We start from the raw sequence: 15,853 nt of genomic DNA on the forward strand, positions 1-15,853 counted from the left end.
TACTGTGTCGCCCCTTGATCAACACTGGTAATGACATTCACTATGGCAGGAAATACATCCGCGAACAAATCCAACGACTCCCGTGATCGTCAGCTGGAAGGCGTAAAAATGCCGCCCCATTCTGTCGAAGCAGAGCAATCTGTGCTCGGGGGATTAATGCTGGACAATAACCGCTGGGATAATGTTTCTGAGCGCGTGGTGGCAGAAGATTTCTATAGCCGGCCACATCGGATCATTTTCTCGGAGATGCAGCGTCTACTGGAACTGAACCAGCCGATTGATCTGATCACACTGTCCGAATCGCTGGAGACGAGGGCAGAATTGGAGATGGTTGGCGGATTCGCCTATCTGGCTGAACTGGCAAAAAATACGCCAAGTGCAGCAAACATTGGTGCTTATGCCGATATTGTCCGTGAACGTGCTGTCGTTCGTGAAATGATCTCGGTGGCGAATGAAATCGCCGATGCCGGTTTTGACCCTCAGGGTCGTAGTAGTGAAGATCTGTTGGACTTAGCTGAATCCAGTGTCTTTAAGATTGCCGAAAAACGGGCCAATAAAGAAGACGGTCCGCAAAATATTGAACAGGTTCTGGAAGCCACCATCAGCCGTATCGAGGAGCTTGTCGGCACCCCGCATGATGGGGTGACCGGGGTCGATACTGGCTATCAGGATCTGAATAAGAAGACCGCAGGTCTGCAGGGGTCGGACCTAATCATCATCGCAGCACGTCCGTCGATGGGTAAAACCACCTTTGCGATGAACTTGTGTGAAAATGCGGCAATGTTGCAGTCTAAACCGGTACTGATTTTCAGCCTAGAGATGCCCAGTGAGCAGCTGATGATGCGTATGCTGGCTTCCCTATCCCGTGTCGATCAGACCCGTATTCGTACCGGTCAGTTGGATGATGAAGATTGGTCTAGGATTTCTGGCACCATGGGGGTGTTGCTGGAAAAGAAAAATATGTATATCGATGATTCCTCAGGCCTGACGCCGACCGAAGTCCGTTCTCGTGCTCGGCGTATATTCCGCGAAAATGGCGGTCTGAGCATGATTATGATCGATTACCTGCAGTTAATGCGAGTGCCGTCACTGTCGGATAACCGTACCTTGGAGATCGCTGAAATTTCCCGATCGCTGAAAGCACTGGCAAAAGAACTGAATGTGCCGGTGGTGGCACTGTCGCAGCTTAACCGTTCATTGGAGCAGCGTGCAGATAAGCGTCCGGTCAACTCGGATTTGCGTGAATCGGGATCCATCGAACAGGATGCTGACTTAATTATGTTTATCTACCGTGATGAGGTTTATCACGAGAACAGTGATATGAAAGGGATTGCTGAAATTATCTTAGGTAAACAGCGTAACGGGCCGATCGGTACGGTACGCCTGACATTTAATGGTCAATGGTCGAGGTTCGATAACTATGCCGGCCCGCAATACGACGATGAGTAATCTTCTGTTCCGTCACAGTTCCGTGCTGTGACGGTTAACCAGCAGTCTGCCTGAGAGAACCTGCAATGATCCGCCTCGATAACCATGATATTCAAATCCTGACGCTGTTACAAAGCAATGGCCGCTTAACCAATCAGGAACTCAGTGGGTTGGTTGGGCTATCGGCGTCACAGTGTTCGCGGCGCCGTATTCAACTGGAGCAGACCGGCAGTATTCTCGGTTACTACGCCAGATTGTCGCCGGATGCACTGGGGCCGGAAGTGACTGGTCTTATAGAAGTCCAACTGATGAACCACAGCTCAGAATATGTGGATAACTTCCACCGTCGTGTAGCGGAAGACAGTGCCATTATTGATGCATTTAAAACCACCGGTGATGCCGATTATCTGTTGAAAGTGACGGTAGCGGACCTCAACGCCCTGAGCATGCTGATCCATCAGTTGGTAGCCGGTTATCAGGGGGTGGCGCATGTTAAAACCTCAGTGGTGCTTAACCGTATCAAAGAGGACGGCCTGATGCTCGATGGTCTGCCCGGGGGAGATTAGGCTCAGGTGCGATCAATATCGTGCAATTATCCTAAAAAAATGCGTAAATAGTGCAATGGGGTGACTCAATATGCGCACTTTTGCTTATTTGCTGTCGTCCCCGCCTTATGTGAAGACTCTATATTACTTTTTCTCAGGTCACTCCTTCCTTTCCACAGGCTGTTGAAGCGTTGTCTCAGGGAGAGGGTCGGGCTGAGTGTTGATTCCTGACGGGGGAATGATGTCGACAATAAGCACTACAAATAGCGATCATATACCACACAGCTGGGCAGAGGACGCACTCGCGATACTGTTTGGCACTCTGCTGGTCTCTTTTGGGATTGTGATGCTAAAGCAGGCTGGCGCGCTAACTGGTAGCACTGCTGGGATTGCGTTTCTGATCAGTTATATTTCACCCTTATCCTTTGGCGCGGCCTTTTTTCTGATTAACCTGCCGTTTTACTGGTTGGCTGTACGCCAAATGGGGTGGGAATTTACCCTTAAAACCTTCAGTGCGGTGGCACTGGTGTCGCTGTTTACCCACCTGCACCCGATGTTTATGCATTTTTCCAGCTTAAATCCTTTCTATGCCGCCCTATTTGGTAATATTGTGATGGGCATGGGGTTCATTGTTCTGTTCCGGCACAAAGCCAGCCTGGGTGGTGTGAATATTCTCGCATTATGGCTGCAGAAACGTATCGGATTACGGGCAGGGAAATTACAGATGGCGGTCGATACCTGTGTGGTACTGGCTTCGCTATGGGTGGTGTCACTGCCGATGCTGCTGGCATCGGTGTGTGGTGCGGTGATCCTGAATCTGATTATTGCCATGAACCACCGTCCCGGTCGCTACAGGGTGTCACCGGGCAGCGACTAATCACAGTGATTAATAACGGAGAAGTACAGCGTGTTTCAACATGTCGAGCCCTATGGTGGCGATCCTATCCTGACGTTGATGGAAAAATATAAACAAGATCCGCGGGTCGCCAAAGTTAATCTGAGTATCGGCCTTTATTATAACGAAGAAGGGGTTGTTCCTCAGCTGCAGGCGGTGGTCGACGCAGAGAAGCGTCTGGCGGTGAATGCCCGTGAAGCCTCAATTTATCTGCCGATGGAAGGAATGAGTGCCTATCGCCAGGCGATTATTAACCTGCTATTTGGTGCCGGCCATCCTCTGGCAGAGAGCGGGCGTATTGCCTGTATCCAGACCCTCGGTGGCTCAGGTGCGCTGAAAGTGGGTGCCGATTTTCTGAAAACGTATTTCCCAGACTCGGAGCTGTGGGTCAGCGACCCGACGTGGGAAAATCATATCGCTATCTTCTCCGGTGCCGGTTTCAAGGTGAACCGTTATCCGTGGTATGACCCGCAAACTCATGGTGTTAACTTCCCGGCCTTTATCGATGCGCTGAATGCCTTGCCAGCGCGCAGTGTGGTACTGCTGCACCCTTGCTGCCATAACCCAACCGGGGCAGATCTGACAACAGAGCAATGGGATAAAACCATTGAAGTACTGAAAGATCGCGGTCTGATCCCGTTTATGGATATTGCCTACCAGGGCTTTGGCGCGGGTGCAGAAAAAGATTGCTATGCGATCCGCGCTGCTGCGGAAGCGGGTTTACCGGTGATGGTCAGTAACTCCTTCTCAAAGATTTTCTCGCTATACAGTGAGCGTGTTGGCGGTCTGTCGGTGATTTGCGCTGACAGTGATGAAGCAAATTGTGTGCTGGGGCAACTGAAAGCGGCGGTACGCCGTAACTACTCTAGCCCGCCGACCCACGGTGCATTACTGGTTTCCTCGGTCCTTAATGACGATACTCTGCGTCAGCAGTGGCTGGATGAACTGGAAGAGATGCGTCTGCGTATTCTCGATATGCGTCAGGCTCTGGTAACGGCTCTGAATCAGGCCTTACCGGGACGGGATTTCAGTTACTTGGAAAAACAGCGTGGCATGTTCAGCTACACTGGGCTGAGCGCTCAGCAGGTGGACAGATTGCGTGACGAGTTCGGTATTTATCTGATCAGCAGTGGGCGGATGTGTGTCGCGGGCCTCAATAGCCGCAATATTCAGCGTGTCGCTGAGGCCTTTGCGGCGGTGATGGCGTAATCTCATCGACAGGCAGTGAAAAGCGGGAGAGATCCCGCTTTTTGTTTATCTGAAACCAGAGATTATAAGGTTCCGGTCATATACTGAGCTTCACCATAGCCAAAGCTCCAGTCACCTTTACCGTTACTGATAAAGGAGATCATCAGGTCATTCCCGTCGATACCACAGACCGACTTCAGCTCTTCCGCTAAGCGCTTCATAAAGTACTGTTTCTGTTCATCGCTGCGCGGGCTAGTAAAAACACGCAACATGACAAACTTCTCACTGCGTTCAAAACCCAGTCCAGTATCCTGGAAGACCATCTGATAGGCTTTGTTTTCGTGAACAATCTGGTAACGGTCACGTTCTGGCACTTTAAAGGCTTCCAGTACCACCTGATGAGCCGTATTCAGTAAGGTTTTCACTTCCTGTTCACTGCGACCTTCAATAATATCAAACTGTAATAATGGCATATTGCGGACTCCTTAAGGGTATCTATCCCCATTCTGGCTTTTCCGGGCGGGTAGAAAAAGCGTTCTACGTGAAATGATTGTTTAACAGAGTGAATAGTCGTTATGAAAAGAAGTCAGGCTGACGCATTACTCAACCCGTTACACTGGCTGTTGGTGCTGGCAGAGCAGGGAAGCTTTACCCGTGCAGCGGAACAGTTAGGGGTCAGTAAGGCGGCGATGAGTCAGAAGATCAAACAGTTAGAGAGCTTAGCCGGTGTGGCGTTGGTGACTCGCACCACCCGCAGTGTTCGTCTGACCGAGGCCGGTAAAACGCTGACTAGTGGGCTACGCCAGCCGTTTGAGCAGATTGAACAACAGTTTACGGCGATACGGGATAGCAGCGGCCCCTTACGGGGGACTGTACGCATTACTGCACCGGTGGCCTTTGCCCGCCAGCAATTGTTAGGGCCGATCCGCGGTTTTTTACAACAGTATCCGCAGGTGAGGATCCAGTTGGAAGTCTCTGATCAGCTACTGTCTCTGGCCAGTGAAGGGTTTGACTTGGCAATCCGCCACAGCCATCGGGTTGCAGATACCCATGTGGTTCTACCGCTGTGTGATACCCGCACCTTGCTGGTGGCGGCACCGGACTACCTGAAATGGGCCGGGACACCGCAACACCCGCAGGCGCTGACACAATATGATTGTCTCTATTACCCCCGCGGCAACGAGTTGCCACAGTGGCGCTTCCGCCATTCCCAGCAGCAGGAATGTTGCAGCGTCACCATCAGAGGCAGTTTTGCCACCAATAACAGTGAGTCGATCCGTGATGCCGCCATTGCGGGTCTCGGTATTGCGATGCTACCGGAGTTCAGCGCCCGCGCTGCATTGCAGGCAGGACAACTGACCCCAGTCCTGGCGGACTGGCAGATTGAGGGCGGGTTTGCGGATAAAATCTGGCTGGTGCGCCCTTATTCACCACGGGTCCCTAGGGCAGTCACTGTGTTTAGCCATTGGCTACAGGATGCGTTTAGCGACCAGCGGATGTCACGCTAAGTGACTGGACTGCCTTAGTCGCTCCATACCTCACGGGCAATCTCGGTAACCAGCGCGATTTTGGCCCACTGTTGTGCTTCGGTCAGGATATTCCCTTCTTCGGTAGAAGCGAAACCGCATTGCGTACTGAGGCAGAGCCGTTCCAGTGGCAAATAGCGCGTGGCTTCATGGATACGGTTGATGATGGTCTGTTTATCTTCCAGTTCGCCGTTTTTTGAGGAAATCAGTCCCAGCACCACTTTTTTATCGCCACTGGTGTAAGCCAGCGGTGAAAAATCCCCGGCGCGTTCGGTATCGAACTCCAGATAATAGGCAGAGACATTTTCCCGGCCCAGCAAGGGTTCGGCTACCGCCTGATAGCCACCACTGGCTGCCCAGGTCGAGCGATAGTTACCGCGGCAGACATGGGTGGTCAGCACCATATCCTCGGGGGCCCCGACCAATGCCGCATTATTGATGCTGAGTAGCAATTCGGTCAGGGCTTTCAGATCATCGCTGATCACCGTGTGCTGACCAGGATGGCAGTCACAACCGCTGTGGCCGGGTTGTTTATCTTCGGCAATACCACTGTTGTTATAACGGGCATCGACCATCATGCCCCAAGTGCAATCATCCAATTGCAGGTTGCGACAGCCAGCGGCATAGAGTTCACGGATCACGTTCTGATAAGCCGCTGTTAAGTCACGGATCAGCACCTGTTGATCGGGGTAATAAGCGTTGGTGGTGGTGCTATTATCGGGGCGGCAAAATTCTTTAAAGGTCTGGGCGGGGGCAGGGAGAGTCATACGGGGCACAGTATCGTCCCCTGCCAGCGATAACAGAAAACGGAAGTGCTCAACAAAAGGGTGGTTTTCACCGCTGATTTGACCGCTTATCTGTGCGGTTTCGGCGCGGGTTTCCATATCTGCGAAGCGATAACCCTGTGTCAGTTGCTGTTTGTGCACACCGTTCAGCCCCCACATAAAATCAAGGTGCCACCAACTGCGGCGAAACTCACCGTCAGTGATCACCCGTAAGCCGGCCTGCTTCTGTTTACGTACCAGCTCAGTGATGGTTTTATCTTCGACAGATTTCAGTTGTGCGGCGCTGATGCGACCTTGCGCCGCGTCTTTTCTTGCCTGATGTAATTCAACGGGACGTAAATAACTGCCGACAACGTCAGCGCGGAATGGGGGACGGAGAGTCTGTGTTGGCATGATAGTTTCCAGGGTTATTATAAATGTGGGTATCACACCATACTCTGAAATCTACTGCTCAGGGGTGAAATTAATTCAACTTGTACCGCCGGCTACCAGGGTGCGCCGGCGGCGGAGAGGGAGCGATAGCTACTTTTTCAAGCTATTGATATCAATAACAAATCGATACTTCACATCACTTTTCAGCATCCGTTCGTAAGCGTCATTAACCTGATCGATATCGATCATCTCAATGTCAGCAGTGATACCGTGCTGACCACAAAAATCGAGCATTTCCTGAGTTTCAGCAATACCACCAATTAACGATCCCGAGACGCTGCGGCGTTTGAAAATCAGGCTGGCGACGCTCGGTGACGGATGGTCATGCTCCGGTACACCGACCAGTGTCATATTGCCGTCGCGTTTTAGCAGGTTAATAAACGGCGTTAAATCATGGGTAGCCGCCACGGTATTCAGGATAAAGTCGAAGCTGTTGAGATGTTGTTCCATCTGCTTAGCATCTTTAGAGACCACCACTTCATCGGCTCCCAGACGCTTACCGTCTTCGATTTTAGACGGAGAGGTAGTAAACAGCACTACTTTTGCCCCCATCGCATGGGCGATCTTAACGCCCATATGGCCGAGGCCACCCAGTCCTACCACGCCCACTTTTTGTCCTGGGCCGACTTTCCAGTGTTTCAGTGGCGAGAAGGTGGTGATCCCGGCGCACAGCAGTGGCGCAACCCCTGCGGGATCAAGGTTTTCTGGCACTTTCAGGACAAAGTCTTCATGGACCACGATACCGGACGCATAGCCGCCGTAAGTGATTTTGCCGTCAAAGCGATCTTCACTGTTATAGGTGGCGACGAAGCCGTTTTCGCAGTATTGCTCAAGACCGTCCTCACAGCTTTCGCAGTGGCGACAAGAGTCTACCAAGCAGCCAACGCCGACTAAATCACCGACCTGATACTTATGGCTGTTCGCGCCAGTGGCGGTGACTCGGCCGACGATTTCATGGCCCGGAACAACTGGGAACACAGTATTACGCCACTCATTACGGGCTTGGTGGAGGTCAGAGTGACAGACTCCGCAATAGAGGATCTCAATCTCGACATCTTGGTCACGCAGTTCGCGTGGCTGATAGCTAAAGGGCGCGAGGGGGGACTTTTCGTTCTGTGCTGCATATGCATGAAAAACTTTCATGATGTCTCCTGTCAGAAAGAAAAAAATTCCGGAATTGTTCGCCGGAGAGGGTGAAGACTGTGCCAGGACGGTCAGTGAACTGCCTAAACATAATGTCCATCGTGGCCACAGAGAGGTCGGTACCCGGGGGTACCGACACTCAGGGGAAGTGATTACTGGTCCAGCAAAGGTTTGAGGAAGCGTGCAGTATGTGAGGCTTCACACTCGACAATGGCCTCTGGACTGCCAGCGACCAAGATCTCACCGCCGCCACTGCCACCTTCTGGACCGAGGTCGACGATCCAGTCAGCGGTTTTGATCACATCCAAGTTATGCTCAATCACCACGATAGTATTGCCTTGATCCCGCAGTTGGTGGAGAACCGCCAGTAACTGCTGAATATCGGCAAAGTGCAGACCAGTGGTCGGCTCATCGAGGATGTACAGGGTCTGACCGGTGCCGCGTTTCGACAGCTCTCGTGCCAGCTTAACGCGCTGCGCCTCCCCCCCGGACAGAGTGGTGGCAGATTGGCCGAGACGGATATAGGACAGTCCAACATCCATCAGAGTCTGCAGCTTACGGGCCAGCGCAGGGACCGCCTCAAAGAAATCACGGGCTTCTTCGATGGTCATCTCCAGCACTTCATGGATACTTTTGCCTTTGTATTTAATTTCCAGCGTTTCACGGTTGTAGCGTTTACCCTGGCACTGGTCACAAGGAACATAGATATCCGGCAGGAAATGCATCTCTACTTTGATCACACCGTCCCCCTGACAGGCTTCACAGCGGCCGCCACGGACGTTAAAACTGAAACGACCCGGGGTATAACCACGGCTACGGGCTTCCGGCACTCCAGCAAACAGCTCACGTACTGGGGTAAAGATACCGGTGTAGGTTGCTGGGTTAGAGCGTGGTGTACGGCCAATCGGGCTCTGGTCGATATCGATCACTTTATCAAAATGTTCCAGTCCCTTGATATCACGGTAGGGTGCCGGTTCAATACTGGTGCCACCGTTCAGCTGGCGCTGTGCCAGCGGGAATAGGGTGTCATTAATTAGCGTCGATTTCCCAGAACCGGATACGCCAGTAACACAGGTAAACAGGCCGACCGGTAGCGTCAGGGTGACATTTTTTAGGTTGTTACCCCGCGCACCGCTGAGGGTCAGCACTTTCTGTGGATCGCCTTTGACTCGTTCTGCTGGTACCTCAATTTTACGCTTACCACTGAGGAACTGGCCGGTAAGGGAGTTTTGGTTAGCCATAATGGCGTTGACATCCCCCTCGGCGACCACCTGACCACCGTGTACTCCCGCCCCTGGGCCGATATCGATAACATGATCGGCGGCACGGATAGCATCTTCGTCGTGCTCCACCACGATCACGGTATTACCAAGGTTGCGCAGGTGGATCAGGGTACTGAGCAGACGTTCATTATCACGTTGGTGTAGGCCGATAGACGGCTCATCCAGCACATACATGACGCCGACCAGCCCGGCACCGATCTGGCTGGCAAGACGGATACGCTGCGCCTCACCACCAGACAGGGTGTCGGCAGAGCGTGACAGTGACAGATAATTCAGACCCACGTTAACCAAGAAGCTGAGGCGTTCACTGATCTCTTTCAGGACTTTTTCGGCAATCTGTGCCCGCTGCCCACTGAGGGCCAGAGATCCAAAGAACGAGGTCGCGTGGCCGATACTCATCTCGGAGATTTCTGGCAGGGTGGTCTCTGCCACATAGACATGACGGGCTTCTTCACGCAGGCGGGTTCCGTGACAGCTGGTACAGGAGCGGTTGCTGATGTATTTCGCCAGCTCATCACGGACCGCATTCGATTCGGTCTCTTTGTAGCGGCGCTCCATATTATGCAGCACGCCTTCGAACGGATGGCGGCGTACCGAGGTATCGCCACGATCATTGACGTACTTAAACTCGATATTTTCTTTGCCAGAGCCGTGCAGGATCACTTTCTGTACTTTATCACTGAGGGTATTAAAGGGGGCTTCGACATCAAAGTCGTAGTGCTCACCCAGTGAACGCAACATCTGGAAATAGTAGAAGTTACGACGATCCCAGCCACGGATAGCGCCCCCTGCCAGCGAGATCTCTTCGTTCTGGATCACCCGCTGTGGGTCAAAGAATTGTTGTACCCCCAGACCGTCACAGGTTGGACAAGCACCGGCAGGGTTGTTAAAGGAAAACAGACGCGGTTCAAGCTCACGCATACTGTAGCCACACACTGGACAGGCAAAATTTGCCGAGAACAAAAGTTCCGGTGTTGTGCTGTCATCCATACTGGCGACAACTGCTGTGCCCCCAGAAAGCTCGAGGGTGGTTTCAAAGGATTCCGCCAGACGAGTCGCTAGGTCATCACGCACTTTAAAGCGGTCCACTACCACTTCAATGGTGTGTTTTTTCTGCAGTTCTAGCTTGGGTGGATCTGACAGGTCACAGACCTCGCCATCAATACGCGCACGGATATATCCTTGGGCAGCCAGGTTTTCAAGGGTTTTGCTGTGCTCGCCTTTACGGTCACGGATCACCGGCGCCAGCAGCATAAGCCGAGTCCCCTCAGGCTGCTGTAATACCTGATCAACCATCTGGCTAACGGTCTGGGCTGCCAGCGGCACATTATGTTCCGGGCAGCGTGGCTCACCCACGCGGGCAAACAGCAGACGCAGATAGTCATGAATTTCGGTAATGGTACCAACAGTAGAGCGTGGGTTATGTGACGTCGATTTCTGCTCAATAGAAATGGCCGGTGACAGACCTTCGATGTGGTCGACATCCGGTTTTTCCATCAGCGAGAGGAACTGACGGGCATAGGCCGACAGGGATTCCACGTAACGGCGCTGACCTTCGGCATACAGGGTGTCAAAGGCCAGAGAGGACTTACCGGAACCTGACAGGCCCGTGACAACAACCAGTTTGTCGCGCGGGATAATCAGATTGATGTTTTTCAGGTTATGGGTGCGGGCACCCCGTACTTCTATCTTATCCATGCACCTTTCCCGAAGTATCAGCATCGTCTGTCGCCGCGACGGCGGCAACAGGGAGAATCAAACAGACTATTATGGCATAAAAAATGAACTGATTAAATATCCAGTAGTTTGTCGCCTGGTAGGTTCATACCCGAGGCCACGGAGCAGACTTCACGGCTGGCAAGCCGCCGTATGCCCGGTGTTACTATAGAAGAATTTTGCGCCCTTACCGGGCGAATAGTGCGGATAAGGATCGGCGGCAACGGATGTCGCGGGTGGAGGCAGAGAATGGCTTGACCCCCGCGGAGCCATAGAGATGGACAGCACAAATAATGCTGCTGAGCAGTGTGCTGTTTGGCGTACGTAGCTTTGGAAAACATGTCGAAAGTATCACTTAGGAAACGTGACTATGTTATAGTTTACCGCTTAGACTTTGAGTAATTTATTCTTCAGGAGAGACCTCTATGGCCAGTCGCGGCGTTAACAAAGTGATTCTTGTCGGGAATCTGGGACAGGACCCGGAAGTGCGTTATATGCCTAATGGTGGTGCTGTCACCAACATTACACTGGCCACTTCTGAGAGCTGGCGTGACAAGCAAACCGGTGAGAACAAAGAGATCACTGAATGGCACCGCGTAGTACTGTTCGGTAAGCTGGCGGAAGTGGCGGGGGAATACCTGCGCAAAGGTTCCCAAGTCTATATCGAAGGTCAGCTGCGCACCCGCAAATGGCAGGATCAGGGCGGGCAGGATCGCTATACTACCGAAGTAGTGGTCAACGTTGGCGGTACCATGCAGATGCTGGGTGGACGTCCGGGTGGTACCGGCGGCGCACCGGCCGGCGGTCAAGGCAACAACAATAACAATGGGTGGGGACAGCCACAGCAGCCACAAGGTGGTAACCAGTTCAGCGGTGGTGGTAATGCCCCAGCAGCCCGTCCGCAGCAGAACAGCGCGCCAGCCAGCAGTGAACCACCGATGGATTTCGATGACGATATCCCGTTCTGATTTCCATGAATGAACCACGTTTTCAATTAAAAGCCCCGCACTGCGGGGTTTTTTTTGGCCGCCAGAAAGCGGTTATGGGGTGGCGTGCAGGAGTGAGGGCTGTTAGTGAGGTCTTTTCATTACCAAAGTGGGTAAAGCAGCCGTTATTTTTTGAGGCAGTGAGCGACAGCTACTCCGTGCGGGAAGTCTGCTTAGTCGGGATAGGCTCGGTGCGATGATGGAGAGGAGCCCAGTCCTTGGCAGGTCTCATGATATTTTCCATTGATTGATGCTTTTTTGTTAAATCATTATGAAGGTTTTTTTATATTACGATTGTGACATTCTCAGTGGAAACGTTACCAATTCTGGTCTCCCTCGCCGCAAGATCCTGCTGAGCCTCGATTTTTTATTCCTATTTATTCTCTCAACCTGGTTTTATTTTCTATTTCGCTATAATGCTGTTTTACAGAAAATTCTGGAACATGCGGCTAACGTCCGGTTTTTTTTCATAAAATTGTTCGAATAAATGAGGGTTTTTGTTGGTTCAATGTCGTCATAATTATTAAGCAAATGTTATTGTCAATGTGGTTTGATCACAAAAAACGATATTAAAACAGACAAAAAAAGACTACCCTATGGCGACTTTTACTTATAAATACAATTGTTAACTTAAAAGGTTATTCAATGTCTCGTGAACGCAAAGGCTTACGCCTTATCACATTACTCTTCTCGGTATTCGTTACCTTGTGGTTAATAATCGGCGGTGGCTGGTTACTTTCCTTAGGTGGCAGTGCTTACTATTTGGTCAGCGGTATCGCTATGGCGGTATTTACTGGTCTCCTGTTAAAGAAAAGAAGCTGTGCTTTCTATCTTTATGCCATCATCCTGCTGGCGACGGCCGTTTGGTCTTACTACGAAGCTGGTATCGACTTCTGGGCTTTAGCGCCGCGTCTAGATATCTGGGTTCTGTTCGGTATCTGGATGATCCTGCCGTTTGTCTATCGCCAGCTGGCAGCCCCCAACAAAAAATCGACAGCGCTGATGGTGATTGCGATCGTCATCAACCTGGCGATGGTGGTGACTGCCTTCTTTGGTAAAGATCCGCAGGAAGTCAACGGTACCCTGAATGTACAAAATACCGGTATCGCGCAGCCAGATTCTAACATGCCGGCTGCTGACTGGCGTGCCTATGGCCGTACTCAGGCCGGTGACCGTTACTCTCCGCTGAGCCAGATTAACGAAAGTAACGTTAAAAACCTGCAGGTAGCCTGGACCTATCAGTCTGGTGACTTGAAGCGTGCGGATGATCCGGGTGAAATCACCAACGAAGCAACGCCGCTGAAAGTTGGTAACCTGCTGTACAGCTGTACTGCACACCAGATCCTAGTGGCTATCGATGCTGCGACCGGTAAAGAAAAATGGCGTTTTGATCCTAAGGTCAAATACAACCCAACCTTCCAGCATATGACCTGTCGTGGTGTCTCTTACCATGAAGTTCAGCCTGTTGCTCCGGCTAACAGTTCTGTCACTCCGGCCATGTGTTCACGTCGTATCTACCTGCCGGTTAACGACGGTCGCTTGATCGCGGTTGACGCAGAAAATGGTCAGCTGTGTAAAGACTTTGCTAATAACGGTACTTTGGATCTGCAGCACCAGCAGCCAAATGCCTTCCCGGGTGGCTATGAACCAACGTCTCCGCCAATCATCACTAACAATGTGATCGTGATTGCCGGTGCGGTAACCGATAACTACTCTACCCGTGAGCCGTCTGGTGTGATCCGTGGTTTCGATGTGAATACCGGTAAACTGGTATGGGCATTCGATCCGGGTGCACAGGATCCGAACGCAATCCCTGCTGACGGTCAGCACTACACCGCTAACTCCCCGAACTCATGGGCACCTTCTGCTTATGACTCGAAACTGGATATGATCTACATCCCTATGGGTGTGACCACTCCAGATATCTGGGGCGGTGACCGTACTCCAGACCAAGAACGTTATGCGAGTGGTATCTTGGCTTTACATGCTTCTACCGGTAAAGAAGCGTGGTTCTACCAGACTGTCCACCACGACCTGTGGGACATGGATATTCCGGCACAGCCTTCACTGGCCGATATCCAGGATAAAGATGGCAACACTGTTCCGGTCATCTATGTGCCGACCAAAGTGGGTAACATCTTCGTTCTGAACCGTGAAACCGGTAAGTTGGTTGTTCCTGCAACAGAACGTCCGGTTCCGCAAGGCCCAGCAAAAGGTGACCACCTGTCTCCGACTCAGCCATTCTCTGACCTGACGTTCCGTCCAGAAGCGAAACTGACCGGTAAGCAGATGTGGGGCGGCAGTATGTTCGACCAGATGGTTTGTCGTATCATGTTCCATCGCCTGCGTTATGAAGGTACCTTCACTCCACCATCAGAGCAGGGCACCTTAGTATTCCCAGGTAACTTGGGGATGTTCGAGTGGGGTGGCCTGTCTATCAATGGTGGCGAGCAATACGCGATTGCTAACCCGATGCAACTGCCGTTTGTTTCTAAACTGATCCCTCGTGGCCCTAACAACCCAGAAGAACCAAGTGAAGGCCATGCTGGTGGTTCAGGTTCAGAAGCTGGTCTGCAGCACATGTACGGTGTTCCTTACGGTGTTGAACTGAATCCGTTCCTGTCACCGCTGGGTCTGCCTTGTATGGAACCTTCATGGGGCTTCGTCTCTGCCGTTGACCTGAAAACCAACAAGATTGTGTGGAAAAAACGTATCGGTACTATCCGCGACAGCGGTGGCCCGATCCCACTGCCACCAATCACTGTCGGTACTCCGATGCTGGGTGCACCAATCACCACTGCCGGTAATGTCTTCTTTATCGCCGCGACACTGGATGATTACATCCGTGCGTACAGTGTCCGTGATGGTAAACTGCTGTGGCAGGCACGTCTGCCAGCCGGTGGTCAGGCAACGCCTATGACCTATGAAGTAGACGGTAAACAGTACCTGGTTATCAATGCTGGCGGACACGGTTCGTTCGGTAGCAAAATGGGTGACTATATCGTCGCGTATAAACTGCCTTAATCTACAGAGTGGGTCTCCTTGGAGGCCTCTCTGAAAGAAAGTGCATCATCCCCGCGGACTTCGGTTAGCGGGGATTTTTTTATCTGTGCGTTAGCCTCGAGAAGGGGCCGTTAGCGTTGTTGGCGCAAAGCCAGTCGCCTGACGGAACATAGCGGAGAATGCGCTGCTGTTTTGATAGCCGAGGGTGAGGGCCAGGCGGGTAACACTCTCCCCCTGACTGAGCGCGACCAGACTGTAGTTAACACAGGCGCGCTGACGCCAGTGACTGAAGGCTAGTCCCGTTTGCTGGCGGAAAAAGCGGCTGAAAGTGCGCAGACTTTTATGCAGTTGTGCCGCCCAGTGTTCAGGACGTTGCTGGATAGTCGGTTGCTGTAGGAAGTGGCCGCATAAGGCCGCCAGTGCCGGATCAGCGGGTAAGGGGGTAAACAGCGGGTTCACCGGCGCCCGAGCCAATTCCGCCAGTGCCAGTTCTAACAGCAAGGCATCCCGTCCCACAGGGTCATAAAGTAGCGTGATCTCCGCCGAGGCCAGCAATAGTTGATGCAATAACGGGCTGACGCTCAGGACTTCACACTGCTGCGCCGGGCGCGGGACTTGTTGAGATTCGATATACAGACTGCGGGTACTGGCCGCCAGCATCCGCACACTGTGGCAGGTGCCAGCTGGGATCCAGACGCCGCTGCCGGGTAAGACCATCCATTGGCCATCGCCGGTTGTGACCTCCATCAATCCACTCATACTGTAGAGAAACTGGGCGCGGCGGTGATGGTGTGGGGCCAGTTGGGTACCTGGGGTATAGTCGGTTGCCAGGGCAATCACCGACCGGGGTATCTGCTCGACATCGTTAATGCGGACATTACGCATCGCCTCACCTTTGGCCTAAATTCGTTATTGGTTGTCCG

12 protein-coding genes are annotated in these 15,853 nt (G+C 52.3%); 7 read left to right on the forward strand and 5 right to left on the reverse strand.

The annotated features are described in order from the left end of the window. Window positions 1-42 precede the first annotated feature (42 nt). From dnaB to DW47_RS0110955, 4 genes are all read left to right on the forward strand, one after another. On the forward strand, window positions 43-1,449 hold the full coding sequence (gene dnaB / locus DW47_RS0110940; RefSeq protein WP_029686463.1) for a replicative DNA helicase: 1,407 nt from the start codon (window positions 43-45) through the stop codon (window positions 1,447-1,449). Between the two features lie 65 nt (window positions 1,450-1,514). Then, window positions 1,515-1,994, forward strand: a complete 480-nt coding sequence (locus DW47_RS0110945) for an Lrp/AsnC family transcriptional regulator (protein WP_029686464.1) — start codon at window positions 1,515-1,517, stop codon at window positions 1,992-1,994. A 220-nt stretch (window positions 1,995-2,214) separates the two neighbouring features. After that, window positions 2,215-2,850 carry a YitT family protein gene (locus DW47_RS0110950; RefSeq protein WP_029686465.1) on the forward strand — a complete coding sequence of 212 codons (636 nt, stop codon included), beginning with the start codon at window positions 2,215-2,217 and terminating at the stop codon, window positions 2,848-2,850. 30 nt (window positions 2,851-2,880) lie between these two features. Next, window positions 2,881-4,077, forward strand: a complete 1,197-nt coding sequence (locus DW47_RS0110955) for an amino acid aminotransferase (RefSeq protein ID WP_029686466.1) — start codon at window positions 2,881-2,883, stop codon at window positions 4,075-4,077. Window positions 4,078-4,139: 62 nt separating this feature from the next. On the opposite strand, the gene DW47_RS0110960 is transcribed toward DW47_RS0110955, so the two are convergent. Further along, window positions 4,140-4,529: a tautomerase family protein gene (locus tag DW47_RS0110960; protein WP_029686467.1), complete on the reverse strand. Its 390-nt coding sequence runs from the start codon at window positions 4,527-4,529 to the stop codon at window positions 4,140-4,142. 102 nt (window positions 4,530-4,631) lie between these two features. Between DW47_RS0110960 and DW47_RS0110965 the strand changes: the two genes are divergently transcribed. Then, on the forward strand, window positions 4,632-5,564 hold the full coding sequence (locus DW47_RS0110965; RefSeq protein ID WP_029686468.1) for a LysR family transcriptional regulator: 933 nt from the start codon (window positions 4,632-4,634) through the stop codon (window positions 5,562-5,564). Between the two features lie 14 nt (window positions 5,565-5,578). Here the strand turns inward: DW47_RS0110965 and DW47_RS0110970 are convergent, their stop codons facing one another. The 3 genes from DW47_RS0110970 to uvrA form a co-directional block, all read right to left on the reverse strand. Next, complete coding sequence (locus DW47_RS0110970) at window positions 5,579-6,760, reverse strand: uroporphyrinogen decarboxylase/cobalamine-independent methonine synthase family protein (RefSeq protein ID WP_029686469.1); 1,182 nt, start codon at window positions 6,758-6,760, stop codon at window positions 5,579-5,581. A 129-nt stretch (window positions 6,761-6,889) separates the two neighbouring features. Then, a complete protein-coding gene (locus DW47_RS0110975) occupies window positions 6,890-7,942 on the reverse strand; it encodes an NAD(P)-dependent alcohol dehydrogenase (protein WP_029686470.1) in 1,053 nt (350 codons plus the stop codon). A gap of 152 nt (window positions 7,943-8,094) precedes the next feature. Further along, complete coding sequence (gene uvrA, locus DW47_RS0110980; RefSeq protein WP_029686471.1) at window positions 8,095-10,923, reverse strand: excinuclease ABC subunit UvrA; 2,829 nt, start codon at window positions 10,921-10,923, stop codon at window positions 8,095-8,097. Window positions 10,924-11,366: 443 nt separating this feature from the next. On the opposite strand from uvrA, the gene DW47_RS0110985 reads away from it, so the two are divergent. Together DW47_RS0110985 and DW47_RS0110990 are read left to right on the forward strand one after the other, a co-directional pair. Continuing rightward, entirely contained in the window at window positions 11,367-11,909 is a 543-nt protein-coding gene (locus DW47_RS0110985) for a single-stranded DNA-binding protein (RefSeq protein WP_029686472.1), read from the forward strand. Window positions 11,910-12,572: 663 nt separating this feature from the next. Then, window positions 12,573-14,951, forward strand: a complete 2,379-nt coding sequence (locus DW47_RS0110990) for a glucose/quinate/shikimate family membrane-bound PQQ-dependent dehydrogenase (protein ID WP_029686473.1) — start codon at window positions 12,573-12,575, stop codon at window positions 14,949-14,951. 90 nt (window positions 14,952-15,041) lie between these two features. Here the strand turns inward: DW47_RS0110990 and DW47_RS0110995 are convergent, their stop codons facing one another. Continuing rightward, window positions 15,042-15,815: an AraC family transcriptional regulator gene (locus DW47_RS0110995; protein WP_029686474.1), complete on the reverse strand. Its 774-nt coding sequence runs from the start codon at window positions 15,813-15,815 to the stop codon at window positions 15,042-15,044. Window positions 15,816-15,853: the final 38 nt, after the last annotated feature.

The sequence above is a fragment of the Tatumella saanichensis genome (assembly GCF_000439375.1).
GTDB classification, from domain to species: Bacteria; Pseudomonadota; Gammaproteobacteria; order Enterobacterales; family Enterobacteriaceae; genus Tatumella; species Tatumella saanichensis.